Here is a 23,684-nt window from a genome sequence, read left to right on the forward strand (position 1 = left end):
GACAGGCAGGCAACGGTGACCATTTCTTCCCCCACGATCGGCGTCCTGGCATTGCAGGGCGACGTTCGCGAACACCGCAGCGCCCTCGAGGCGGCGGGCGCGCGGACGATCGCGGTGCGGCGCGAGCGCGAACTCGACGAGGTCGACGGCATCGTCCTCCCCGGTGGGGAGTCCACGACGGTCAGCCGCCTGTTGCGCGTGTTCGACCTGCTCGAGCCGTTGCGGACCCGATTGAAGGCGGGCCTGCCCGCCTACGGTTCGTGCGCCGGCATGATCCTGCTCGCCTCCCGGGTGCTCGATACCACCGAGGACGCCGAACACCTCGACGCCCTCGACATCGTGGTGCGCCGCAACGCCTTCGGCAGACAGGTCGACTCGTTCGAGACCGACCTGCCGATGACGGGTCTCGACGACGGGCCGGTGCGCGCGGTGTTCATCCGAGCCCCGTGGGTGGAGGAGGTCGGGCCCGACGTGGAGGTCCTGGCCACGGTTCCGGACGGGCCGGCAGCGGGCCGGGTGGTCGCGGTGCGTCAGGGCGGCGTGATCGCGACCTCCTTCCATCCCGAGATCACCGGCGACCACCGCGTGCACCGGCTGTTCGTGGAGACCGTGCGCTCGGCGACCCGACCTCGGGTGCGCCTGACGGCCTCGGCGACATGACGACACGGCCACCGTGCCGGTGGCTCATACCGGGAGCGAGTAGAATCGACGCTCCGACCTGTCGGTTGACGCCGACCACACTTCGCCGGAAGGGGCTCGAAGCGAATGAGCGGCCACTCCAAATGGGCCACCACCAAGCACAAGAAGGCGGTCATCGACGCCAAGCGCGGCAAGATGTTCGCGAAGCTCATCAAGAACATCGAGGTGGCGGCTCGGACCGGCGGTGGCGACCCGGCGGGTAACCCGACCCTGTTCGACGCCATCCAGAAGGCGAAGAAGAGCTCGGTCCCGAACGACAACATCGAGCGTGCCCGCAAGCGCGGCGGCGGTGAGGAAGCCGGCGGTGCCGACTGGCAGACCATCACCTACGAGGGCTACGGCCCCAACGGTGTCGCGCTGCTCATCGAGTGTCTGACCGACAACCGCAACCGCGCCGCCGGCGAGGTCCGCACGGCGATGACCCGCAACGGCGGCAACATGGCCGATCCGGGTTCGGTGGCCTACCTGTTCACCCGCAAGGGTGTCGTCGTGCTCGAGAAGAACGGCCGCTCCGAGGACGAGATCCTCGAGGTCGTCCTCGAAGCGGGTGCCGAGGAGATCAACGATCTCGGCGACTCCTTCGAGATCGTCTCCGAGGCGTCCGACCTGATCGCCGTGCGTACGGCTCTCGTCGACGCCGGCATCGACTACGACTCGGCCGACCCCGATTTCCGGGCGTCCGTCGAGGTGCCCGTCGACGCCGAGGGTGCACGCAAGGTCATGAAGCTGGTCGACGCGCTCGAGGACTGCGACGACGTGCAGAACGTCTACACGAACGTCGACATCCCCGACGACGTACTCGCCGAACTCGACGCCTGAGCGACGCGCTCGTCGTACTCGTCCACGAGCGACGCTCGTCGTACTCGTCACAGCGGCCGGGGTCGCGTGTCGGTCTCCCGGCACCCGATCCCGGCCGCTATGCTCTCGAACAGGCGTTCGCAATCGTGCGAAGCGAGGTCGGGTCCGTCGGATGCATCGGAAACCGGCCGTATTCGGGTGTCGAGAGGTGAGTCGGGTGCGCGTGATGGGTGTCGACCCCGGTCTGACCCGCTGTGGTCTGGGGATGGTCGACACGGGACGCGGACGCGACGTGATCCCCGTCGCCGTCGGCGTCATCCGCACCTCGCCCGAACTCGACCTCGAGCACCGGCTCCTCAAGGTCTCCGACTCGGTCGAGGAGTGGATGGACCGCTACAAGCCCGACGTCGTCGCGATCGAGCGCGTGTTCTCCCAGCACAACGTGCGCACCGCGATGGGCACCGCGCAGGCCGGCGGCGTCGTCGCCCTGGCAGCGGCGCGTCGCTCGATCCCGGTCATGTTCCACACGCCGAGCGAGGTGAAGGCCGCGGTCACCGGCAGTGGCACGGCCGACAAGAAGCAGGTGACCACGATGATCACCCGCATCCTCAAGCTCGACGCCGCGCCGAAGCCCGCCGACGCCGCCGACGCGCTCGCGCTGGCCGTCGCACACTGTTGGCGGGCCCCGCTGCTCGCCAGACTCGCGGCCGCCGAAGCTGCGGCCGCCCAGCAGAAGAAACGCTACGAGGAGCGGCTGCGCGCACAGTCGGCCGCACGGAAGGCAGGTAGCCGGTGATCGCCTCGGTACACGGCGAGGTACTCGACATAGCCCTCGACCACGTGGTGATCGAGGCGGGTGGGATCGGCTATCGGATCAACACCACACCCGCGACCCTCGCCGGTCTCCGGCGCGGTGAGCAGGCCAGGCTCGCCACCGCGATGATCGTCCGCGAGGACTCCATGACGTTGTACGGCTTCGTCGACGCGGAGGCGCGCGAGCTGTTCGGCCTGCTGCAGACGGTCAGCGGCGTCGGTCCTCGGCTCGCCATGGCCACGCTCGCCGTCCTCGAACCCGATGCTCTGCGTGCGGCTCTCGCCGACGGCAACACCGCGGCGCTGACGCGGGTGCCCGGGATCGGCAAGCGCGGTGCCGAACGCATGATCGTCGAACTGCGCGACAAGGTCGCGGCCTTCGGCGCCACGGGGTCGTCGCCCGTCGCGGCCGGTGCCTCGCCGCTGCGCGACCAGATCGTCGAGGCGCTGGTCGGTCTCGGATTCACGCCGCGTCAGGCCGAGCCGGCCGCCGACAAGGTCCTCACCGAGGACCCGGGCGCCGACGTCTCGACGGCTCTGCGCTCGGCGCTCAAGCTGCTGGGCAGGTCGCGGTGACCGACGAGTACCGCGAATTCGATGCTGCATCGGCCGACCGCGAGCAGTCGCCGGTCACGGCGGAGCATCTGCCCTCCGACAGCGACATCGAGACGAGCCTGCGTCCGACCAGCCTCGACGACTTCATCGGCCAACCGCGGGTCCGCGAGCAGTTGCAGCTCGTCCTGCGAGGAGCGAAACTCCGCGGCGGCACTCCCGACCACATCCTCCTGTCCGGCCCGCCCGGTCTCGGCAAGACATCGATGGCGATGATCATCGCCGCCGAACTCGGCACGTCGCTGAGACTGACCTCCGGTCCCGCGCTCGAACGCGCCGGCGATCTCGCCGCGATGCTGTCGAATCTCGCCGAGGGCGACGTGCTGTTCATCGACGAGATCCACCGCATCGCCCGACCGGCCGAGGAGATGCTGTACCTCGCGATGGAGGACTTCCGCGTCGACGTCGTGGTAGGAAAGGGGCCCGGCGCGACATCCATCCCGCTCGAGGTCGCACCGTTCACCCTCGTCGGCGCGACCACCCGTTCCGGTGCCCTCACCGGCCCGCTCCGCGACCGGTTCGGTTTCACCGCGCACATGGACTTCTACGAGCCTCCCGAACTGCAGCGGATCCTGCACCGCTCCGCGTCGATCCTCGGTATCGATCTGCGCGACGACGCCGCAGCGGAGATCGCCGGTCGCTCCCGCGGCACGCCGCGTATCGCCAACCGGTTGCTGCGCCGTGTCCGCGACTACGCCGACGTGCGCGCCGACGGTGTCGTCACCCGGGCCGTCGCCCAGGCCGCGCTCGAGGTGTACGACGTCGACCCGATCGGTCTCGACCGTCTCGACCGCGCCGTCCTCGGCGCACTCGTCCGCAGTTTCGGTGGCGGACCGGTCGGCGTGTCGACACTCGCCGTGGCCGTGGGGGAGGAGCCCGCCACTGTCGAGGAGGTGTGCGAGCCGTTCCTGGTCCGCGCCGGCATGGTCGCCCGCACCCCGCGCGGACGTGTCGCGACGCAGGCCGCGTGGTTGCAGCTCGGCCTCACCCCGCCGCCGGAGGCCGCCACCGGTGGCATCGAGGTGCGTGCGCGCGAACCCCAGCTCGAGCTGTTCGAGGACGACCCCGCCGGCACCCTCGACGACGGCATCGATCCGTCCGACCCGGACGATCCGAACGTACGGCGGTAGGACGCTCGCCCGGGGAATGGCACACTGGTCTACTGCGTCGGTCCGTGGAGGCCGATCCCGATGTCGTGGTGCCGCATGCGCCACCACGACCCGCTGGTGTCGCTCGCGTCACCACCCACCGACAACGACCGAGGACTGACTTCAACGATGGAACTGCTCTTCCCTCTCCTGATCCTGGCACTGCTCGTCCCGACCTTCCTGGGCGTGCGGCGTCAGAAGAAGGAGATGCAGAAGGTGACGGCGTTGCAGGACTCCCTGCGCATCGGCGACCGCGTGATGACCACCGCGGGTCTGCACGCCACGGTGGCCGCGCTCGCCGACGACACCGTCGATCTCGAGATCGCGCCGGGTGTCGTGACGACCTGGTCGCGTCTGGTCATCCGGGAGCGCGTCGAGACTGCGACCCCGCAGGATCCGGATCTGCTCCGCAAGGACGACGATGCGAACCCGCCGGAGGGACGTCCGACCGAGTACTGACAGTCGATCCGCGACGCACGGTTTCGGCACCGGAGTCCTCCGGTGCCGGTGCCGAGCGCCGCGCGACTGCACCCGACCACCACTCACTCGCATCGAGGAGACTGACAGACCGTGGCACCTTCCAACGGATCGGTGCATCCCGTGCGCGCTCTCGCCCTGTTCGGGGTGATTCTCGCCGCGTTGTATGCACTGGTCTTCTTCACCGGGGACAAGTCGCCCACCCCGAAGCTGGGCATCGACCTGCAGGGTGGCACCCGTGTCACCCTCACCGCGCGAACCCCCGACGGGAGCAGCCCGAGTCCGGACAGCCTCCGCCAGGCCCAGCAGATCATCGAGACCCGCGTCAACGGGCTCGGTGTGTCGGGTTCGGAAGTGATCGTCGAGGGCGACAACCTCGTGATCACCGTCCCGGGTGAGGACAGCGCCCAGGCCAGGACGCTGGGCCAGACCGCCCGTCTGTACATCAGGCCGGTGATCGGGGGACCGATCGACGCGAACATGACCGCCGAGGATCTCGCCGAGCAGCCCGGCGCCGGTACGCCCGAGGGCGAGCTGCCCGCAGAACCTGCCCCCGCAGAACCGGCTCCCGGCGAACCCGCCCCGGCCGACGAGGCTCCGCCCGCCGACGCACCCGAACCGCAGGGACGTCCGTTCCCGGCGCAGGATCCCACCGCGCCCACCGATGCCCCGGCACCGGCCGAGACGCCCGAGGCCCCCGCCGAGGCGCCCCAGGCTCCGGCCGAGCCCACCGGAGCCCCCGAGGCTCCCGAGAACGACGGCTCGCTCACGCCGCAGGAACAGGCGGCCGCCGACATCGCGGCGGCCAAGGCCACCCGTCAGAGCGAGGACCCCGCGGTGCAGCAGGCCGCGGCTCTCGCGCTCGACTGCTCCGCCGCCGACCCGCTCGCGGGCAACGACGATCCGGCGCTTCCGCTCGTCGCGTGCTCCACGGACGGTACCGCGATCTACCTGCTCGGCCCGAGCATCATCGACGGCCAGCAGATCGACGACGCGACCTCCGGCTTCAACCAGCAGCAGTCGCGCTACGAGGTCAGCCTGACCTTCGACAGCGAGGGCAGCAACACCTGGGCGCAGTTCACGGCCGCGAACATCGGTCAGCAGGCCGCCTTCGTGCTCGACTCGAAGGTCGTCAGTGCCCCCGTGATCCAGGGGGCGACGCCCGCCGGCAGTGCAACCTCGATCACCGGCCAATTCACGAACACGCAGGCCGCCGAGCTCGCGAACACCCTCAAGTACGGCTCGCTGCCGCTGTCGTTCGTGGCGTCCGAAGCCGAGACCGTCTCCGCGACACTGGGTCTGGCCTCGCTCGAAGCCGGCCTGATCGCCGGTGCGGTGGGCCTGGCCCTCGTGCTGCTCTTCTGCCTCGCCTACTACCGGATGCTCGGACTGCTCACCGCACTGTCGCTCGTCCTGTCGGGCCTGGCGGTCTACGCGGTCATGGTGCTGCTCGGCAGATACATCGGGTTCACGCTCGACCTCGCCGGCGTCGCCGGTCTCATCATCGGTATCGGCATGACCGCCGACTCGTTCGTCGTGTTCTTCGAACGGATCAAGGACGAGATCCGTGAGGGGCGGAGTTTCCGTTCCGCGGTGCCGCGCGGTTGGGCCCGTGCCCGCCGGACGATCCTGTCCGGTAACGCGGTCAGCTTCATCGCCGCCGCCGTGCTCTACGTCCTGGCCGTCGGTCAGGTCCGCGGCTTCGCGTTCACCCTCGGCCTCACCACGATCCTCGACGTCGTCGTCGTGTTCCTGGTGACCTGGCCGCTGGTGTTCCTGGCCTCGAAGTCGAAGTTCTGGTCCAAGCCGAGCGTGAACGGTCTGGGCGCGATCCAGCAGGTGGCCGACGAGCGTCGTCTCGTCGCCGCGACCGCTGCGAAGGAGGCGTGACGATGACCGACACGACCACGACGACGGCCGCGCCGCAGCACAGCCGCCTGTCCCGTCTGTACACCGGCACGGGCGCCTTCGAGATCGTCGGACGCCGCAAGCGGTGGTACATCGTCACCGCGGTGATCGTGCTGATCGCCCTGCTCAGCATGCTGCTGCGCGGATTCAGCTGGGGTATCGACTTCGAGGGCGGCACCCGCATCCAGATGCCGGCCGTGCCGGGCGTCTCCGTCGAGGACGTCGAGACCGTCTTCAGCGACACCATCGGCTTCGAACCCGAAGCGGTGCAGACCGTCGGCGCCGGCGACGGAGCGACCGTCCAGATCCGGTCGGAGACCCTCGACGGCGATCAGGTCGCGGAGCTGCAGACCGCGCTGTTCGAGGAGTTCCGGCCCGCCGGGCCGGACGGAGAGCCGTCCCGCAACTCGATCAGCGTCGCCGACGTCAGCGAGACGTGGGGAAGCCAGATCACCAACAAGGCGCTCATCGCGCTGGTGGTCTTCCTCGTCATCGTCAGCATCTACATCACGATCCGATACCAGCGGAACATGGCGATCGCAGCGATCGCCGCCCTGTTCTTCGACATCATCGTGACAGCAGGTGTCTACGCCCTCGTCGGATTCGAAGTCAGCCCTGCGACCGTCATCGGTCTGCTCACGATCCTCGGTTTCTCGCTCTACGACACGGTCGTCGTCTTCGACAAGGTCGAGGAGAACACCCGCGGCATCCTGCACCTGCATCGTCGCACCTACGCCGAGCAGGCCAACCTCGCCGTCAACCAGACGCTCATGCGCTCGATCAACACCACGATCATCTCGGTGTTGCCGGTGCTGGCGCTGATGGTCATCGCGGTGTGGCTCCTCGGTGTGGGCACGCTCAAGGACCTCGCCCTCGTCCAGTTGGTCGGCATCGTCGTCGGTACCTTCTCGTCGATCTTCTTCGCGACCCCGTTGCTGGTTACGCTCGAGGAATGGCGTGGTCCGGTCGCGAAGCACACCCGCAAGGTGCTCGCCAAGCGGGAGGAGGCCGCCGCCCGCGCGGCGAAGACCGGGACGACGGCCGGATCGCAGTCGGCCGACGCGGTCGACGCGAAGGTGGTGCCGACGGTGCAGGACGCCGGATCCCTGCCCGACCGGGCGACGGTCCGTCGCGGCCCCGCCCCAGGGGCACGACCCACCGGAAAGCGCGGCAAGAGAAGGTCCTGACATGGCGGTGAGCGAGCGGAACGACCCGACGACGACGCGGTCGCCGAGGCGCCGCGGCACGCTCCTCGCGTGCGCGGCGGTGGCCTCGACACTCGCGTTCTCCACCGTCGCGTGCGGCACGGACGAGGAACCGGTGCACTCGATCGGGTACGCGATCGACAACACGGTGACGACCTACAACGCCAACACCGTCGACGGTGCGGCCTCGGGCGCGCGCCAGGCGTTCGCCCGGGTGCTGCCGGGCTTCGGCTACGTCGGTCCGTCGGGCCGGGTGATCGCGGACACCGACATCGGCACCGCCTCGGTCGTGCCCGGTGAGGGGCTCACCGTGCAGTACCGCCTGTCGCCGAATGCGGTCTACTCCGACGGTGTGCCCATGTCCTGCGACGACCTCGTCCTGGCCTGGGCCGCGTCGAGCGGACGCTTCACCGCTCCCGACGAGTCCGGCGAGCAGGTCCCGCTGTTCGACGCCGCCCATCGCGGTGGTTACGCCGACATCGACCGGGTCGACTGTCGGCCCGGCTCGAAGGAGGCCACCGTCGTCTTCCGGCCCGGTCGCGAGGACACGAACTGGAAGGCGCTGTTCGGGGCCACCGAGCTGATGCCGGCCCACGTGGCGGCAGGACGGTCGGGTGTGTCCGACCTGGTCGGAGCGATCACGGCGAACGACACCGACGCCGTCCGGCGCATCGCGGAGTTCTGGAACACCGGCTGGAGCCTCACTCCGGGTGAGATCGATCCGGCGCTGTTCCCGTCCGCGGGCCCGTACCGCATCGAGTCGTACACCGCCGAGGACGGTCTGACGCTCGTCGCGAACGAGCGGTGGTGGGGGAACGCCCCGGGCACCGACCGCATCGTCGTCTGGCCGCGCGGCACCGACACGTCCGCGGCCGCGGAGGACGGCCGCATCCACGTCGTCGACGTGGCCGAGGGATCCGTCGGTCACAGCAACCTCGGGGACGGCGCCGACGTCTCCACCGTCGTCTCACGCAACCTCGAACAACTGGTGTTCGCCACGAGCGGTGTCTTCCAGGACCCGGGGGCGCGCCGCGCCGTCGCCCTGTGCACGCCTCGCACACAGCTGTTCGACGAGCTCGGCGCATCCGACGAGTCGAACGGTGTCACGGGCCCGATCACCTCGCGGCTCCTGGCTCCCGACTCACCGCTGTACCCGCAGACCGTGCCGACCGCCGAACGCTACGCCGAGGTCGACATCGACGCCGCGCGTTCCGAACGTGAGGCCTCCGGTCAGGACCGCATGCAGGTCCGCATCGGCTATCTCGGACCGGACGAGCGCCGCGCGCGCACCGTCGAGCTGATCGGCGAGTCCTGCCGCGAGGCGGGCATCGAGATCGTCGACGCCGGCTCCGACAGCTTCACGCCGTCGCAACTGACGGCGGGGGAGGTCGACGCGATCCTCGTCGGGACGGCCACGGCGGCCGGTGCCGGTGGCGCCGCCGACATGGAGCACGCCCGCGACGCACTGCACTCCGGCGCCGGCAGCAATGTCGGCGGCTATTCGATCGGCCGCGTCGACGAACTGCTCGACGGTCTGCTCGTGGCGAAGGACAACGCGGCCATCGCGGGACTCGCGACCGAGGCCGAACGCATCCTGTGGGGCGACGTCCCCACCCTGCCCCTGTTCGCGCAGCCCCGCACGATCGGGTTCGCGGCGGGAATGCATGCCGGGGTGCCCAACCCGACGACCGCGGGTGCGGGCTGGAACATGGACCGGTGGATACTCAGAGGATGAACGCTCAACGGATCGGCGACCCGCGGCTCGTCGAGGAAGCTGCCGGGGCCGTCGCCGAACACACCCGATGGGTCGACGACTTCCCGACCGCGGGTGTCCGTTTCGCCGACCTGACGCCCGTCTTCGCCGACGGACCGTCCTTCTCGGCCGTGATCGCGGCGTTGGCTTCCGCGGCTCCCGACGCCGAACTCGTCGCCGGTATCGATGCGCGCGGCTTCCTCCTCGGCGGCGGCATCGCCCGCACCCTCGGGGTGGGCGTGCTCGCCGTCCGCAAGGCGGGCAAACTCCCGCCGCCCGTCCAGACCTGTGAATACAGCCTCGAATACGGCACCGCTGCGATCGAGATCCCGGGCGACTGGATGGCCCTCCAGGGCCGCAAGGTGCTCGTCGTCGACGACGTCCTCGCGACCGGCGGAACTCTCGCCGCGACCGTCGAACTGCTCGAACGCGTCGGCGCCGAGGTCGTCGGGATCACCGTCGTCACCGAGATCGAAGCCCTCGGCGGCCGGGTGCGACTGCAGAAGTACCCGCTCACGTCTCTCGTGCGGATCTGAGAGATAGAGTTGCCACAGGTGCCGGTGAACCCGCCGGACCCGTACGGTCCGGACATGCGCATCGGTGACGAACCGGGTTCGCAGCCGCGACGGGAGGTGGAGGCATGACCCAGAATCTCGATCGGTCCCACAATTCCGGTCAGAACCCGACCCCCACACCGGCATCGACCTCCGCGTCGAGGCGGGTACGCGCCCGCCTGGCGCGACGCATCACCGGTCAGCGGGGCACGAGCCTCAAGCCGGTCCTCGAGCCGCTGGTCACCATCCACCGTGAGCTGTATCCCAAGGCCGACCTCTCGCAGCTGCAGCGCGCGTACGACGTCGCCGAGGAACGGCACGCCAGCCAGAAGCGCAAGTCCGGCGATCCGTACATCACCCACCCGCTGGCGGTCGCGACGATCCTCGCCGAACTCGGCATGGATACCACGACCCTCGTCGCGGCACTGCTCCACGACACCGTCGAGGACACCGGGTACACGCTCGAGCAGCTCACCGCCGAGTTCGGTGAAGAGGTCGCGCACCTCGTCGACGGCGTCACCAAACTCGACAAGGTCGTGCTCGGCTCGGCCGCCGAGGGCGAGACCATCCGCAAGATGATCATCGCGATGGCGCGCGACCCCCGGGTGCTCGTCATCAAGGTCGCCGACCGCCTGCACAACATGCGGACCATGCGCTTCCTGCCTCCCGAGAAGCAGGCCCGCAAGGCACGCGAAACCCTCGAGGTCATCGCCCCGCTGGCCCATCGCCTCGGGATGGCGACGGTCAAGTGGGAGCTCGAGGACCTCGCCTTCGCGATCCTCCATCCGAAGAAGTACGAGGAGATCGTCCGGCTCGTCGCGACCCGCGCGCCGTCGCGCGACACCTATCTGGCCACCGTCCGCGACGAGATCGGGCGGACACTCGCGGCGTCGCGGATCGACGCGGTCGTCGAGGGCCGGCCCAAGCACTACTGGTCGATCTACCAGAAGATGATCGTCAAGGGCCGCGACTTCGACGACATCCACGACCTGGTCGGCGTCCGCATCCTGTGCAACGAGATCCGCGACTGCTACGCGGCCGTCGGTGTCGTGCACTCGCTGTGGCAGCCCATGGCGGGACGGTTCAAGGACTACATCGCGCAGCCCCGCTACGGCGTCTACCAGTCGCTGCACACCACCGTCATCGGTCCCGAGGGCAAGCCGCTCGAGGTGCAGATCCGCACGCACGAGATGCACCGCACCGCCGAGTTCGGCATCGCCGCGCACTGGCGGTACAAGGAGACCAAGGGACGCCACTCGGGTGATGTCGCCGAGCTCGACGACATGGCCTGGATGCGGCAGCTCCTCGACTGGCAGCGGGAAGCGGCCGACCCGGGGGAGTTCCTCGAATCGCTCCGCTACGACCTGGCGGTCAAGGAGATCTTCGTCTTCACGCCCAAGGGCGACGTGATCACCCTGCCCTCCGGCTCGACGCCCGTGGACTTCGCGTACGCCGTGCACACCGAGGTCGGGCACCGCTGCATCGGAGCCCGCGTCAACGGCCGACTCGTCGCCCTCGAACGCAAGCTCGAGAACGGCGAGGTCGTGGAGGTCTTCACCTCCAAGGACCCGAACGCCGGCCCGAGCCGCGACTGGCAGTCGTTCGTCGTCTCACCCCGCGCCAAGGCGAAGATCCGGCAGTGGTTCGCCAAGGAACGTCGCGAGGAGGCCCTCGAATCCGGCAAGGACGCCATCGCGAAGGAGGTCCGTCGCGTCGGTCTGCCGCTGCAGCGCCTGATGAACGCCGACCTGATGGTCGCGGTCGCCAAGGAACTGCGCTACGCCGACGTCTCGGCGCTGTACACCGCCGTCGGTGAGCACCACGTCTCGGCGCACCACGTCGTGCAACGGCTGGTCGCGCTGCTCGGCGGGGTCGGTGGTGTCGAGGAGGAGCTGGCCGAGCGGTCGACCCCGTCGACCATCCCCACTCGCTCGCGGCACAGCGGCGACTCCGGTGTCCTCGTGCCGGGCGCACCGGGTACGGTCTCGAAGCTCGCCAAGTGCTGCACGCCCGTCCCCGGCGACGAGATCATGGGCTTCGTGACCCGCACCGGAGCGGTGAGCGTGCACCGCACCGACTGCACCAACGCCGGGTCGCTGCGGGAGCAGTCGGAGCGCATCATCGAGGTGCAGTGGGCGCCCTCGCCGTCGTCGGTCTTCCTCGTCGCGATCCAGATCGAGGCCCTCGATCGGCACCGCCTGCTGTCGGACGTCACGAAGGCGCTCGCCGACGAGAAGGTCAACATCCTGTCGGCCTCGGTGACGACCACGGGCGACCGGGTCGCGGTGAGCCGGTTCACCTTCGAGATGGGCGATCCGAAGCATCTCGGACACGTGCTCAACGTCGTCCGCAACGTCGAGGGCGTCTACGACGTCTACCGGGTGACCTCGGCTGCCTGATCGCCCCCGATCGGCCCCGTTCACGTCGCTGCGTCACCGTACGGCTCCGATCACGACGGGCGTCGTGGGTACGCCACCCCCGAGCGGGCTGGAACCGTCGTGTCCGTTCGCGGCGGCCGCGTCGAGCACCGGCATCCCGGCATCGGCGATGCGGCCGAAGGCCGTGAAGTCCGGTCGCAACAGCGAATCTCCGAGCAGCAGGAAGAACTGGCTGCCGTTGCTGTTCTCCACCCCGGCATTGGCCATCGCGATCGTGCCGCGCGGATACAGCACCGCCGGCGGGAGATAGGACGTCGCCGCCTCCGCATCGAACTGGGGCACCGGATACTCGTCCGCGAAGGTGTAGCCGGGACCGCCGGATCCCGTGCCGGTCGGGTCGCCGCACTGGTAGAGCTCACCGCCCGGATCGGTTGCGAGACGGTGGCAGGACGTGCCGTCGTAGAATCCGCGACGCGCGAGATCGACGAAGCTGTTGACCGTGCACGGCGCCTGGGCCCGGTCGAGCACGAGCGGGATCGCCCCGATCGACGTCTCGAGGGTGAGGTCGACGATGCCCACGGTCGATGCGGTCGACGGGGGACGAGCACCACCCTTGTCGACGTACTCGCACGTCACGGTCGGTGCCGGTGGGGCCGGGACCTCGGGGAGTCCGCGATAGATGGACAGATCGCGCGGGGGAGCCGACCGTGGCTGTGCGGCCTCGGTGACCTTCGTGGTCGCGGAACCGGCGTCCTGCGCACAACCGGCGAGCAACGCTGCGACGGCGACGAGACAGAGTGGAACAACGGTGCGGAGCCGGGACGCGAACCGCCGCTCGGTGGTGTGGATCACAGAATCGGGACGCTATCGGAACCCTGCACGAACCGATAGGTGCCGAGTGCGGATCGGTGAACAATCACCCCCGAGATCACCCCGTGAGGTGATGGGGCCGGCGGATTTCGCACCGGACGGCAGCATCCACGCCTTCGGAGCTCTGAAAATGCGACGTCCCGCCCCGAAATCCGGGGCGGGACGTCCGTGCGTTGTGCGCGCAGGCGTGTGTCAGGACCCGACGGTCACCGACTCGATCTGCACCGCGCGGTTGGGGGCACCGCCGCCGGCCGCCATCGATCCGTCGTCGCCCTCTGCTGCGACCTCCTCGATCACGGCGAGTCCGGCTTCGTCGACCGTCCCGAAGGCCGTGTAGGTGGGGGGAAGCTGCGAATCCTCGTAGACCAGGAAGAACTGGCTGCCGTTGCTGCCGGGCCGGCCGGTGTTGGCCATCGCGACCGTGCCGCGCGGGTAGATCACCGGCTGGCGCAGCTGGGCGTCGCCGGGGGCGTACACGTTCTCCGGGTACTCGGTGTCGAAGCCGTAGCCCGGCCCGCCCGTGCCGGTGCCCGTCGGGTCGCCGCACTGCAGCACCTGCAGACCCGGCGAGGTCACCAGCCGGTGGCAGGGCGTGTCGTCGAAGTAGCCCTGCTCGGCGAGGGACACGAAGCTGTTGACCGTGCACGGGGCCGCGGCCCGGTCGAGCTCCACGCCGATCACGCCGACGCTGGTGGTGATCTGCGCGGCGGTGGTGCCGGTGGCGGAGACGTCGTCCGCGGACGGGGCGGTCACGTCGCGCGCGGCGTCACCCGAGGCGTTGTAGGTGCACGAGACGGGATCGCCACCGGCGGGGCGCTCCGGCAGTTCGCCCGTGTAGGCGGGGGACTCCCGGTCGGCGACGGACGCGGGTGCCGAGGAGGTCGCGGCGCTGTCGGTGGACGTGTCGTCGGAGCATCCCGTGAGCAGGAGTGCCAGCCCGGCGCCGGCGGCGAGGGTGGTGCGCAATCGGATCATCAGTCCATCCTGACCGACGTGAGGGTGGTCTCCAGCGCGGGGGCACCGTCGGCGGCTCCGCCTGAGACCCCGGCCGCGGCGATCTTGTCGAGGGTCGCGAGACCGGTCTCGTCGATCGTGCCGAAGACGGTGTACTGCGGCGGCAGCACCGAATCGCCGTACACCAGGAAGAACTGGCTGCCGTTGGTGTCCGGGCCGGCGTTGGCCATCGCGAGCGTGCCGCGCGGATAGGTCATCGGTTCCTGTGCCGCGGGATCGTCGGCGGCGAACTGGTCGGTCGGGAACTCGTTCGCGAACTGGTATCCCGGACCGCCCGACCCGCTACCCGACGGGTCGCCGCACTGCAGGACCTGCAGGGACGGCGAGGTGGTCAGCCGATGGCAGACCGTCTCGTCGAAGAAGTTCTGCGAGGCCAGCGACAGGAAGCTGTTGACGGTGCACGGCGAATCGTCGTTGTGCAGGATCAGGCCGATGTTCCCCTGGCTCGTCTCCACGCTGACGCTGATGTCCGTGTTGCCCTCGCCGGTGGTGCGGATGCCTTCGGTGCGCGGCGGCTCTGCCGGCTTCGACGGTTCGCGGCCGTCCGCGGGGTAGGAGCAGCTCACCGTCTCGGGCAACGGCTCGGACCGGCCCTCGGGGAGCGCGGCATACTCCATTTCCGAACCGGAGGTGTCGTTCGACGCCGCCTCGGTGGCCGTGTCGTCGCCCCGGTTGACCGCCCACAGAGCAACACCGGCGCCGACGACCACGATCACTCCGAGCGCGGACAGCGCGATCGTCATGCGGCGCCGCTTGCGCTCGCGTTCGGCTCGACGCTCGAGCTGCCGTTCGAGTTTGCGTTTCGCGGCCTGGCGCCGTTGTGCGTTGCTCGGCACTGCAGTAGTCCTCCCGTGAACGATCGATGTGGTCCAACCGACTTCGAAGCAGACCCGAGTCTGCCACCCGGGACCGGCAACCCGCGGGCAGGGCGCAACGCATAGTCTGTAGGAGACCTCGAAGGCTTCCACCCGTAGGAGCGATGCTCGTGCTCGTGACCGGATTCCCTGCCGGGATGTTCCAGACCAACTGCTACATCCTCGCGCAGGACAACGCGAAGGAGTGCGTCGTCGTCGATCCCGGCCAGGACGCCGCCGAGCCGCTCGTGGAGTTCCTCACCGGATCCGATCTCACGCCCCGCGCGGTGCTGCTCACGCACGGTCACCTCGACCACATGTGGTCGGCGCAGCCGGTGGCCGACCGGTACGGGATCCCCGTCTACATCCATCCGGACGACCGGATGATGCTCACCGATCCGCTGCAGGGCATGGGGTCGAGCCTTGCGCCCTTCCTCGACGGCGTCGAGTTCGTCGAACCGCAGCAGGTCGTGGAGTTCGCCGACGGGGACGAGATCGAACACGCCGGAATCGAGTTCGTCGTCGACCACACGCCCGGGCACACCCGCGGCTCGGTCGTCCTGCGCACCCGCACCACCACGCCCGACGGGGCCGTCCTGAACGTCGCGCTGACCGGCGACACCCTGTTCCAGGGATCGATCGGCCGCACCGACCTGCCCGGCGGCGACCACGCGCAACTGCTCGACTCGATCGCGCGCAAGCTGCTCGTGCTCGACGACGGCACCAACATCCTCCCCGGACACGGCGGGGCGAGCACAATCGGGCAGGAACGGGTGTCGAATCCCTTCCTCTCCGGCCTGGCAGAATCCCGCTGACGGCACGAACACCGACGCACGAACGCCGGCGCATCGATACCGACGCACGAACACCGCGATCCGTCCGGTGACCAACCGAGAGAATCCCGAGAGAAGGCAGTACCAGTGAGCAAGGCCTCCACGTTTTCGGCGCCGAAGGGTGTGCCCGATTACGTTCCCCCGCAGTCGGCGGAGTTCGTGGCGGTACGGGACGGTCTGACCCGTGCCGCACGCCTGGCGGGGTACGGGCACGTCGAGCTGCCCATCTTCGAGGACACCGGCCTGTTCGCTCGCGGCGTCGGCGAGTCCACCGACGTCGTCACGAAGGAGATGTACACCTTCGCCGATCGCGGTGAGCGCTCGGTCACGCTGCGTCCCGAGGGCACCGCGGGCGTGATGCGCGCAGTGATCGAGCACGGCCTCGACCGCGGTCAGCTCCCCGTGAAGCTGTCCTATTCCGGGCCGTTCTTCCGCTACGAGCGCCCCCAGGCGGGTCGCTACCGTCAGCTCCAGCAGGTCGGCGTGGAGGCGATCGGCATCGACGATCCCGCGCTCGACGCCGAGGTCATCGCGGTCGCCGACGCAGGATTCCGGTCGCTCGGACTCGACGGATTCCGCCTCGAGATCACGTCCCTCGGCGACGAGACCTGCCGTCCGCAGTACCGGGAGAAGCTGCAGCAGTTCCTGTTCGCGCTCCCGCTCGACGAGGAGACGCGCCGCCGCGCCGAGATCAACCCGCTGCGCGTGCTCGACGACAAGCGCCCCGAGGTCCGCGAGATGACCGCCGACGCACCGCTGATGCTCGACCATCTCTCGGACACCGCTCGCGCGCACTTCGACGAGGTGCTCGCGCACCTCGATGCGATCGGCGTCCCGTACGTCGTCAATCCGCGCATGGTGCGCGGCCTCGACTACTACACGAAGACCACCTTCGAGTTCGTCCACGACGGGCTCGGCGCCCAGTCCGGCATCGGTGGCGGTGGCCGCTACGACGGGCTCATGGAACAGCTCGGCGGCCAGCCGCTCTCGGGCATCGGATTCGGGATCGGCGTCGACCGCACGGTTCTCGCGCTCGCCGCCGAGGGCAAGACCGCCGGCAGTCCCGCGCGGTGCGAGGTCTACGGGGTACCGATGGGCGACGCGGCCAAGGCCGCGCTCGTGCCCATCGCGCACAAACTGCGCGCCGCGGGTGTCCGCGTCGACCTCGCCTACGGTGGCCGCGGCCTCAAAGGCGCCATGAAGGCGGCCGACAAGTCCGGTGCCGTCGTCGCCCTCGTGCTCGGCGACCGCGAACTCGAGGCGGGCGAGATCGTCGTCAAGGATCTACGCAACGGCGAGCAGCACAGCGTTGCACTCACGGACGTCGTCGCCCGTGTGGGTGAGGTCGTTGCCGGCGCATGACGACCGGGACGGTGCCGCCGTCCCGCTCGATCTGATCCCGTCCCGGCTGCTCCGGCCACGCGCCCGCAGGATCGCGCTGCTCGCACTCGCCGTCGGCGTCGTCCTCGGCGTTCTCGTCTGGATCGTCGCGCCCGGCTGGGTCGCGCTGCTCGTCGGGGCCGTCTTCGCGGTGCCGCCGGCCGTCGGTGCGTTCCTGGCGACGCGTCGGCACCTACTGCTGCGCGGCACCGTCGTCACGCTGTCGGGGGCGTTCCGGTCGCGCAGTGTCGATCTCGCGCGACTCGCAGGGGTCGAACTGATCGTCCGGGTGGGTGGCGTGTCGCAGGCCGTCGTGCGCGTCAACGACGGCGAGCACAATCTCGTCTCGGTCCCGCTCGCCCTGTACACCGACGGCGGCGGTCGCGAACTCGACGTCCTGGCCCTGCGAAAGCTCGCCGATGCGCTCGCCACCAGCGAGATCGCACCGGCGGCGGCCATCTCGTCGGTGCTCGTCGAACAGTTGCGGGCCGAGGCCCGCGACGCCGCGCTCGGTGAACGCCCGCTCTACCGGGCGATCGAACTCGCGCGCGGCGCCGGCCGGGTGCCGCAGACGACGCTGACCGACCACGAGGTCGCCTCGCTCGTGGACTGACGGCCCGTCGATCGTCGGCCGGCGCTCACCGTTCGTCGTGCGAACCGATCACCGCGGGAACGACCAACGGCAGTTCGCCGACGACCTCGGTGCCCTCCGCGGCGGCACTCAGCAGACGGGTGGGGGAGCGGTGCTCCTCGTCGTCGGATCCGCGGGCCGAGCCGGCGGGGACCATCCCACCGGTCGAGGGTGCCCTTCCCATCGCGCTCGCGCCGGTCGTGACCGGCGCACCGCCGCCCGTGCCGGGCGCGGTCGGGATCGGTGCGGCGGCAGGCACACCCGCAGTTCCGAGCGCGGCCCCCGCGGTGCCGTGACCGGTGACCACTCCGGCCGACACCGTTCCGGCCGATCCCGCGACCGCCGCGCCGACGGTCGGAACCGCCGCGTGTGCGGTGGGCACGGTCGCCGCGTAGGCGGTGGGAGTGGTCGCGGCGTGCGCGGCGGCCGTGAACGGCGCTGCGACACTCGACGCGACATCGGTCGCGGCCGTGGCGACCGTGCGCAGCTCCTGCACCCCGGCCACGGCGACCGGCGCGGGCACGGGAATCGGCGTGGTCAGCGCTGTCATCGCGGCGGTGTGGACCGTCAGCTCGCCCCGGGTGCGCGCGACGACGGCCAGTGCCGCCTGGAGATGCTGCGCGGCGGACGCCAACAGAGCGGCCTGGCCCGGCGGCGTCGCGAGAGCGGGCGCGGCCGCCATCGCCGTGGCCACGAACGACTGTGCGATGCCGGTCAATTCGATGTTGCCGCGTTCGACGGTCGCCGTGGCGGCGCGGGTGACGTCGCCGATCCGGTCGCCGCGGTCGGCCAGTTCGAGAGCGGACTGCTGCGCGCGCACACCGTGACCTGCGGCCTCGTCGGCCGTCACCCCCTCCCACGACTCCGGAAGTGCGTGCAGCGCACTGCGTCCGAGCATCGTAGCGGTCTCCAGCAGACGCGACCCCTGCTGCAGGATCGCCGACGGATCGAGCGAGTCGAGGATGCCGGTGCCGAACATCGAGCAGAGTTCGGTGAGCGGCCGCACGATCGTCTCGAGATCGGGCAGCACCGGTACCGGGATCGACTCGAGCAGCTCGACGATCGAATTCGCCTCGAGGACGGGCAGACCCGGCTCGGGAAGAACGGATTCCGGCAGTACCGGAAGCGGTGCGTCGAGGACCGGTCCGATCGGAGACGCGCGGAGAGCGTCGAGAACGGTCGGTGACGCGGCGGGTGTTGCGATGTCGATGACCGATCCCTGCATCACAGTCCTCCCGCAGCGTCGGCCAGCGCCGACGCCGTTCCGGTGTCGGTCGTTTCGTAACCGGTGGCCGCCTCGTGTGCTGCGATGCCGTTGGACGCGTAGGCCCACGACAGTTGCGTGACGGCACGGGTGTGCTCGGACTGGGCCGCGGCGAACACCGCGAGGAACTCTCCGCCGATGAGTCCCAGAGCCGGGCTCAACGCGGAGATGTTGGCCTGCAGATCGAACGTCCCCGCCTGCGCCACTTGCTCGGCCGCACGAAGATTTGTGGCCCCGAACGCTCGAATACCGTCGGGCACCACCCGGATTCCGGCACCGGGAAACAGACCGCTCATCGAACCCCCCATCGAAGATCAGTGTGGCGAGCACTGTAACTCGAGCGCACCGGGCGAGCCACCGGGCCCTCGGCCACCTGTGGATGAACCGGTGGGAACGCCGATGTATTCGTTGCACAGCGAGTGCGCTCCATCCGATCGGCCACGTTGTCGAGTGATCTGTTGACAGCGAATCGCACACATGTTCGACTGGAGGGCATGCGGTGGGCGGGTCAGACTGTGGATGCGGACGACGGAGCTCTGCCGGGTCTCGAACGGGCCGGCCTCGTCCGTAGTGTCCGCACACCGGAGTTCGAGGGCGTCACCTTCCACGAGGTGCTGTGCAAGAGCGCGCTGAACAGGACGCCGGAGGCCTCCCGGTTGCCGTTCCGGTACACCGTCAACACCTTCCGGGGCTGCACCCATGCCTGCCGGTACTGCTTCGCCCGACCCACGCACGAGTACCTCGATCTCGATGCCGGGCACGACTTCGACTCGCAACTGGTCGTCAAGACCAACGTCGCCGCCGTCCTGCGCCGCGAACTCGCGCGACGATCCTGGACCCGGGAACACGTGGCGCTCGGTACCAACACCGATCCCTACCAACGGGCAGAGGGGCGCTACCGGCTGATGCCCGGAGTCATCCGGGCGTTCGCCGAATCCGGCACCCCCTTCTCCATTCTCACGAAGGGCACGCTGCTGCGCCGCGATCTCCCGCTGCTGTCGCTGGCGGCCGGTCAGGTCGACGTCTCGGTCGCGGTGTCGCTCCCGATCGGCGATCCCGAACTGGCCGCGCACATCGAACCGGGCACGCCGTCGCCGAAGGCCCGTCTCGATCTCGTGAAGGCGATCGTCGACGCCGGATTGTCGTGCCACGTCATGGTCGCTCCGGTGCTGCCCTTCCTCACCGACTCGCGACAGCACCTCGACACGCTGTTCGGCTCCCTCGCCGCCGCCGGCGCGTCGGGGGTCACCGCGATACCGCTGCACCTGCGCGGCTCGACCCGCGGGTGGTTCCTGTCGTGGCTCGCGCAGGAGCATCCTGCCCTCATGCGACGCTATCGCCGCCTCTACGGACGGGGCGCCTACGTTGCTCCGGAGTACTCGCAGTGGTTGGACGAGCGGGTCGCGCCCCTGCTCGAACGTCACCGCCTCGGGGTCCGGGCGTCCGCTCGGCGCGAGGAGAAGGGTGCGCTGCGCACCGACGAACACACCCCCGAACCCGAGGCGGCGCTCACCTTGTTCTGAGGCGGTTCGTGGGCGGCGTGTCAGTCGCCGTAGGCGAGCCGGAACTTCTCGAACGCCACGCGCGATGCTTCGGGAACCGGTCGTGATCCGCCTTCGGCGGCGGTGCCGACATCCACCGAGTCGGCGAGTGCGACGCACCGGCCGTGCTGGAACAGGGCCGAGCCGATCACCACCGACGACGTCCCGATGCGGTGGACACCGGTGGCGATGACGATGTCGTGCGGATAGAACACCTCGGCCAGGAAGTTGATCTCGATCTTCGCGAGTACCGCACGCTCGAAGGGGTGGTTACCGCCCAGGGTCGACGACACGGCCTCCATGACGAGGACGCGGGCCTGCTCGAAGTAGCGGGCGATCGAGACGTTGTTGATGTGCCCGAGCGCGTCGGTGTCGCCGAACAGGGGCGTGATCGTGCGCTGCAGCGGATACAGGTCGAGCGAGGTGCGTCGCGGGTCGTACCGCATGGGAGGTACCGCCTTCGGAGGTCGTGACTGTGACCCGGTCAACATATCCGTGATCCACCGGCGTCCCCGCTCCGGAGGTGCGGACGGAGTTCGCCTCGGGGCGAAGGCCTACCGTCTGCCGTCGATCATGCGATCGCGCATGCGAGCGAAGGCCTCGGTCATGGGGGCGATGTCGGCGGGAGAGAGCAGGTCGAACATGTTCGCGCGGACCGCCCCGACGTGGCCGGGGCCCGCCTCGGCGAGTCTCGCGTAGCCGACGTCCGTGAGTTCGGCCCACGCGCCGCGTCGGTCGGATTCGCACTCCACGCGCCGCACCCATCCCGCGTTCTCCATGCGGGAGACGGCGCGGGTGATGCCACTGCGGGTCGTGGTGCTCGCGTCCGCGAGGTCGCGCATGCGCATCCGGCGGTCGGGTGCCTCGGACAGCAGGACCAGGATTTCGAAGTCGGTGAAGGAGATGTCGGAGTCCCGCAGCAGCTGCTTGTCGAGATTCTGGAACAGCAGGCGCGTCGCATCCAGATACGCGCGCCACAGGCGCTGTTCGTCGTCGCTGAGCCACTTCGCTTCTCCCATGATCTCCAGTGTACCCGCGTTAGTTGACTACGCAATCAAATGTGACACACTGGACGGGTCGACCGACGGACCACCGAGAGGAGTCGAGCGACATGAGCAACACCGACACCCGTCCCGAGGAAATCCACTGCCGGACGGAGGACCTCCCGATCCGCGACCCGCTCCGCCCCCGCGTGGAGATCATCACCTCGCGTGAGGTCCCGCTCGGCGGCCCCCGGGCGATGCCCGTGCGCCGCACGCTTCCGCAACGGCAGCGTTCGCTGATCGGCGCGTGGTGCTTCGTCGACCACTACGGCCCCGACGACGTCTCCCGTACCGGTGGCATGGACGTCGCACCGCACCCCCACACCGGACTGCAGACGGTGTCGTGGCTGTTCACCGGCGAGATCGAACACCGCGACAGTCACGGCGTGCACGCGATGGTCCGGCCGGGGGAGTTGAACCTCATGACCGGAGGCCACGGAATCTGTCACTCCGAGGTCTCCACCTCTGCGACCACGACACTGCACGGCGTGCAGTTGTGGGTGGCCCTGCCCGACGCACATCGCGATGCGCCCCGCGACTTCCAGCACCACGTACCGCCGATCGTCCGGGTGCCCGGTGCCGACGTCAAGGTCTTCCTCGGTTCGCTCGCCGGCCAGGAGTCGCCCGTGACGACGTACACCCCGCTGCTCGGCGCGGAGATCGTCCTGGACCCCGCGGCGAGCATCACCCTCGACGTCGACCCGTCGTTCGAGCACGGGGTGCTCGTCGACACCGGTACGGTCGCGCTGTTCGGCACCGTGCTCACACGTGCCGCGCTCGGCTACACCGGAACCGGCGTGCCGGCCCTCGAACTGACCAACACCACCGACGAACCCGCACGTATCGTCCTCCTCGGCGGAACACCCCTCGGTGAGGAGATCGTGATGTGGTGGAACTTCGTCGGCCGCGACCACGACGAGATCGTCGCCTACCGGGACGCCTGGGAACGCGGGTCCGATCGGTTCGGCAGCGTCTCCGGCTACACCGGCAAAATCGAGCGTCTCCCGGCACCGCCCCTGCCCCAGGCGCGTATCCGCCCCCGCCGCAATCCACCCACCGCAGATCCGAACTGCCCGACACAGGACCCCGCATGAGCACCGCACCGATTCTCGACGTCCGCCGCGCGAACGACCGCCTCCACACGAAGATCGACTGGCTCGACTCGAGGCACTCCTTCTCGTTCGGCCACCACTACGATCCCGACAACACGCATTTCGGGATGCTGATGGTCAACAACGACGACATCGTCCGTCCGGGAAGCGGTTTCGACACCCACCCGCACCGCGACATGGAGATCGTCACCTGGGTGCTCCGCGGATCGCTCGTGCACCAGGACTCGACGGGGCATTCCGGGGTGATCTACCCGGGTCTCGCGCAGCGCATGAGCGCGGGCTCCGGGATCCTCCACTCCGAGAAGAACGACTCGTGGCGTTATCCCGGTGCCACCGCGTCGTATTCCGCCGAGCACGACGAACCGGTGCGGTTCGTGCAGATGTGGGTGCTGCCGGACGAAGCCGGGATCGAGCCGGGATACGAACAACTCGAGATCGACGACGAACTGCTCTCCGGCGGACTCGTGCCGGTCGCATCCGGAATGGATGCCTACGCCGACCATTCCGCCATCCGCATCCGCAACAGATATGCCGCCATGCACGTCGCGCGGATGCGTCCGGATCGCCCCGTGACGCTGCCGGACGCACCCTTCGTGCACCTCTTCGTCGCCCGGGGCGAAGCCGCACTCGAGGGAGCCGGACCTCTCGCCGAAGGAGACGCGGTGCGGATCGCCGGAGGTGGTGGCCGACAGCTCACCACAACCACCGGTGCCGAGGTCATCGTCTGGGAGATGCACGCCACACTCGGACATTCCTGAACACCGACACTCCCGACCGGTCCGGCGGACCGGAAGCGG

Annotated in this window: 24 protein-coding genes; 17 read left to right on the forward strand and 7 right to left on the reverse strand. The window is 69.5% G+C overall.

Annotation, left to right across the window (positions count from 1 at the left end; genetic code table 11):
* The first annotated feature begins 21 nt into the window (after positions 1–21).
* From pdxT to ACNJ7K_RS22365, 11 genes are all read left to right on the forward strand, one after another.
* Positions 22–660 (forward strand): pyridoxal 5'-phosphate synthase glutaminase subunit PdxT, encoded by a 639-nt coding sequence (gene pdxT / locus ACNJ7K_RS22315; RefSeq protein WP_487042291.1) that lies wholly within the window; start codon positions 22–24, stop codon positions 658–660.
* 105 nt (positions 661–765) lie between these two features.
* On the forward strand, positions 766–1,518 hold the full coding sequence (locus ACNJ7K_RS22320) for a YebC/PmpR family DNA-binding transcriptional regulator (RefSeq protein ID WP_106199924.1): 753 nt from the start codon (positions 766–768) through the stop codon (positions 1,516–1,518).
* A gap of 196 nt (positions 1,519–1,714) precedes the next feature.
* Complete coding sequence (gene ruvC, locus ACNJ7K_RS22325; RefSeq protein ID WP_189637542.1) at positions 1,715–2,293, forward strand: crossover junction endodeoxyribonuclease RuvC; 579 nt, start codon at positions 1,715–1,717, stop codon at positions 2,291–2,293.
* Entirely contained in the window at positions 2,290–2,886 is a 597-nt protein-coding gene (gene ruvA / locus ACNJ7K_RS22330; protein ID WP_106199921.1) for a Holliday junction branch migration protein RuvA, read from the forward strand. The genes ruvC and ruvA overlap by 4 nt, the downstream gene beginning before the upstream one ends.
* Positions 2,883–4,052, forward strand: a complete 1,170-nt coding sequence (ruvB, locus tag ACNJ7K_RS22335; RefSeq protein WP_487042200.1) for a Holliday junction branch migration DNA helicase RuvB — start codon at positions 2,883–2,885, stop codon at positions 4,050–4,052. Before ruvA ends, ruvB begins: the two co-directional genes overlap by 4 nt.
* Before the next feature lie 147 nt (positions 4,053–4,199).
* Entirely contained in the window at positions 4,200–4,529 is a 330-nt protein-coding gene (gene yajC, locus ACNJ7K_RS22340) for a preprotein translocase subunit YajC (RefSeq protein WP_060653180.1), read from the forward strand.
* A gap of 111 nt (positions 4,530–4,640) precedes the next feature.
* Positions 4,641–6,437 carry a protein translocase subunit SecD gene (gene secD, locus ACNJ7K_RS22345; RefSeq protein WP_159418491.1) on the forward strand — a complete coding sequence of 599 codons (1,797 nt, stop codon included), beginning with the start codon at positions 4,641–4,643 and terminating at the stop codon, positions 6,435–6,437.
* A 2-nt stretch (positions 6,438–6,439) separates the two neighbouring features.
* Positions 6,440–7,642: a protein translocase subunit SecF gene (secF, locus tag ACNJ7K_RS22350; RefSeq protein ID WP_225623778.1), complete on the forward strand. Its 1,203-nt coding sequence runs from the start codon at positions 6,440–6,442 to the stop codon at positions 7,640–7,642.
* Between the two features lies 1 nt (position 7,643).
* The gene (locus tag ACNJ7K_RS22355; protein WP_487042201.1) at positions 7,644–9,395 is read left to right on the forward strand and encodes an ABC transporter substrate-binding protein; all 1,752 of its coding nucleotides are present in this window, start codon (positions 7,644–7,646) and stop codon (positions 9,393–9,395) included.
* Positions 9,392–9,949: an adenine phosphoribosyltransferase gene (locus ACNJ7K_RS22360; RefSeq protein ID WP_159418489.1), complete on the forward strand. Its 558-nt coding sequence runs from the start codon at positions 9,392–9,394 to the stop codon at positions 9,947–9,949. Before ACNJ7K_RS22355 ends, ACNJ7K_RS22360 begins: the two co-directional genes overlap by 4 nt.
* 104 nt (positions 9,950–10,053) lie before the next feature.
* Positions 10,054–12,366, forward strand: a complete 2,313-nt coding sequence (locus tag ACNJ7K_RS22365) for a RelA/SpoT family protein (protein WP_016694930.1) — start codon at positions 10,054–10,056, stop codon at positions 12,364–12,366.
* Positions 12,367–12,399: 33 nt separating this feature from the next.
* Here ACNJ7K_RS22365 and ACNJ7K_RS22370 read toward each other — a convergent pair whose 3' ends face one another.
* From ACNJ7K_RS22370 to ACNJ7K_RS22380, 3 genes are all read right to left on the reverse strand, one after another.
* On the reverse strand, positions 12,400–13,197 hold the full coding sequence (locus ACNJ7K_RS22370; protein WP_159418488.1) for a peptidylprolyl isomerase: 798 nt from the start codon (positions 13,195–13,197) through the stop codon (positions 12,400–12,402).
* A gap of 210 nt (positions 13,198–13,407) precedes the next feature.
* Positions 13,408–14,190, reverse strand: a complete 783-nt coding sequence (locus ACNJ7K_RS22375; protein WP_159418487.1) for a peptidylprolyl isomerase — start codon at positions 14,188–14,190, stop codon at positions 13,408–13,410.
* The gene (locus ACNJ7K_RS22380) at positions 14,190–15,065 is read right to left on the reverse strand and encodes a peptidylprolyl isomerase (protein ID WP_159418486.1); all 876 of its coding nucleotides are present in this window, start codon (positions 15,063–15,065) and stop codon (positions 14,190–14,192) included. Before ACNJ7K_RS22380 ends, ACNJ7K_RS22375 begins: the two co-directional genes overlap by 1 nt.
* Positions 15,066–15,214: 149 nt before the next feature.
* Here ACNJ7K_RS22380 and ACNJ7K_RS22385 point away from each other — a divergent pair, with 149 nt between their 5' ends.
* From ACNJ7K_RS22385 to ACNJ7K_RS22395, 3 genes are all read left to right on the forward strand, one after another.
* Positions 15,215–15,898: an MBL fold metallo-hydrolase gene (locus tag ACNJ7K_RS22385; protein WP_192378875.1), complete on the forward strand. Its 684-nt coding sequence runs from the start codon at positions 15,215–15,217 to the stop codon at positions 15,896–15,898.
* 105 nt (positions 15,899–16,003) lie between these two features.
* Positions 16,004–17,278 carry a histidine--tRNA ligase gene (hisS, locus tag ACNJ7K_RS22390; RefSeq protein WP_060653189.1) on the forward strand — a complete coding sequence of 425 codons (1,275 nt, stop codon included), beginning with the start codon at positions 16,004–16,006 and terminating at the stop codon, positions 17,276–17,278.
* Positions 17,265–17,909: a hypothetical protein gene (locus ACNJ7K_RS22395; RefSeq protein ID WP_487042202.1), complete on the forward strand. Its 645-nt coding sequence runs from the start codon at positions 17,265–17,267 to the stop codon at positions 17,907–17,909. The genes hisS and ACNJ7K_RS22395 overlap by 14 nt, the downstream gene beginning before the upstream one ends.
* A gap of 25 nt (positions 17,910–17,934) precedes the next feature.
* Here the strand turns inward: ACNJ7K_RS22395 and ACNJ7K_RS22400 are convergent, their stop codons facing one another.
* Both ACNJ7K_RS22400 and ACNJ7K_RS22405 read right to left on the reverse strand, forming a co-directional pair.
* On the reverse strand, positions 17,935–19,152 hold the full coding sequence (locus ACNJ7K_RS22400) for a TrbL/VirB6 family protein (RefSeq protein WP_159418483.1): 1,218 nt from the start codon (positions 19,150–19,152) through the stop codon (positions 17,935–17,937).
* Complete coding sequence (locus tag ACNJ7K_RS22405; protein WP_159418482.1) at positions 19,152–19,487, reverse strand: type VII secretion target; 336 nt, start codon at positions 19,485–19,487, stop codon at positions 19,152–19,154. Before ACNJ7K_RS22405 ends, ACNJ7K_RS22400 begins: the two co-directional genes overlap by 1 nt.
* Positions 19,488–19,685: 198 nt before the next feature.
* On the opposite strand from ACNJ7K_RS22405, the gene ACNJ7K_RS22410 reads away from it, so the two are divergent.
* A complete protein-coding gene (locus tag ACNJ7K_RS22410; RefSeq protein WP_159418481.1) occupies positions 19,686–20,714 on the forward strand; it encodes an Rv2578c family radical SAM protein in 1,029 nt (342 codons plus the stop codon).
* Positions 20,715–20,734: 20 nt separating this feature from the next.
* On the opposite strand, the gene ACNJ7K_RS22415 is transcribed toward ACNJ7K_RS22410, so the two are convergent.
* Positions 20,735–21,178, reverse strand: a complete 444-nt coding sequence (locus tag ACNJ7K_RS22415; protein ID WP_159418480.1) for an acyl-CoA thioesterase — start codon at positions 21,176–21,178, stop codon at positions 20,735–20,737.
* Positions 21,179–21,286: 108 nt separating this feature from the next.
* Positions 21,287–21,751: a MarR family winged helix-turn-helix transcriptional regulator gene (locus ACNJ7K_RS22420; protein WP_159418479.1), complete on the reverse strand. Its 465-nt coding sequence runs from the start codon at positions 21,749–21,751 to the stop codon at positions 21,287–21,289.
* Between the two features lie 92 nt (positions 21,752–21,843).
* Between ACNJ7K_RS22420 and ACNJ7K_RS22425 the strand changes: the two genes are divergently transcribed.
* Together ACNJ7K_RS22425 and ACNJ7K_RS22430 are read left to right on the forward strand one after the other, a co-directional pair.
* Complete coding sequence (locus ACNJ7K_RS22425) at positions 21,844–22,869, forward strand: pirin family protein (protein WP_159418478.1); 1,026 nt, start codon at positions 21,844–21,846, stop codon at positions 22,867–22,869.
* Positions 22,866–23,645: a pirin family protein gene (locus ACNJ7K_RS22430; protein ID WP_159418477.1), complete on the forward strand. Its 780-nt coding sequence runs from the start codon at positions 22,866–22,868 to the stop codon at positions 23,643–23,645. Before ACNJ7K_RS22425 ends, ACNJ7K_RS22430 begins: the two co-directional genes overlap by 4 nt.
* Positions 23,646–23,684: the final 39 nt, after the last annotated feature.

This window comes from Rhodococcus shunpengi, from assembly GCF_048381395.1.
Lineage (GTDB): Bacteria > Actinomycetota > Actinomycetes > Mycobacteriales > Mycobacteriaceae > Rhodococcus.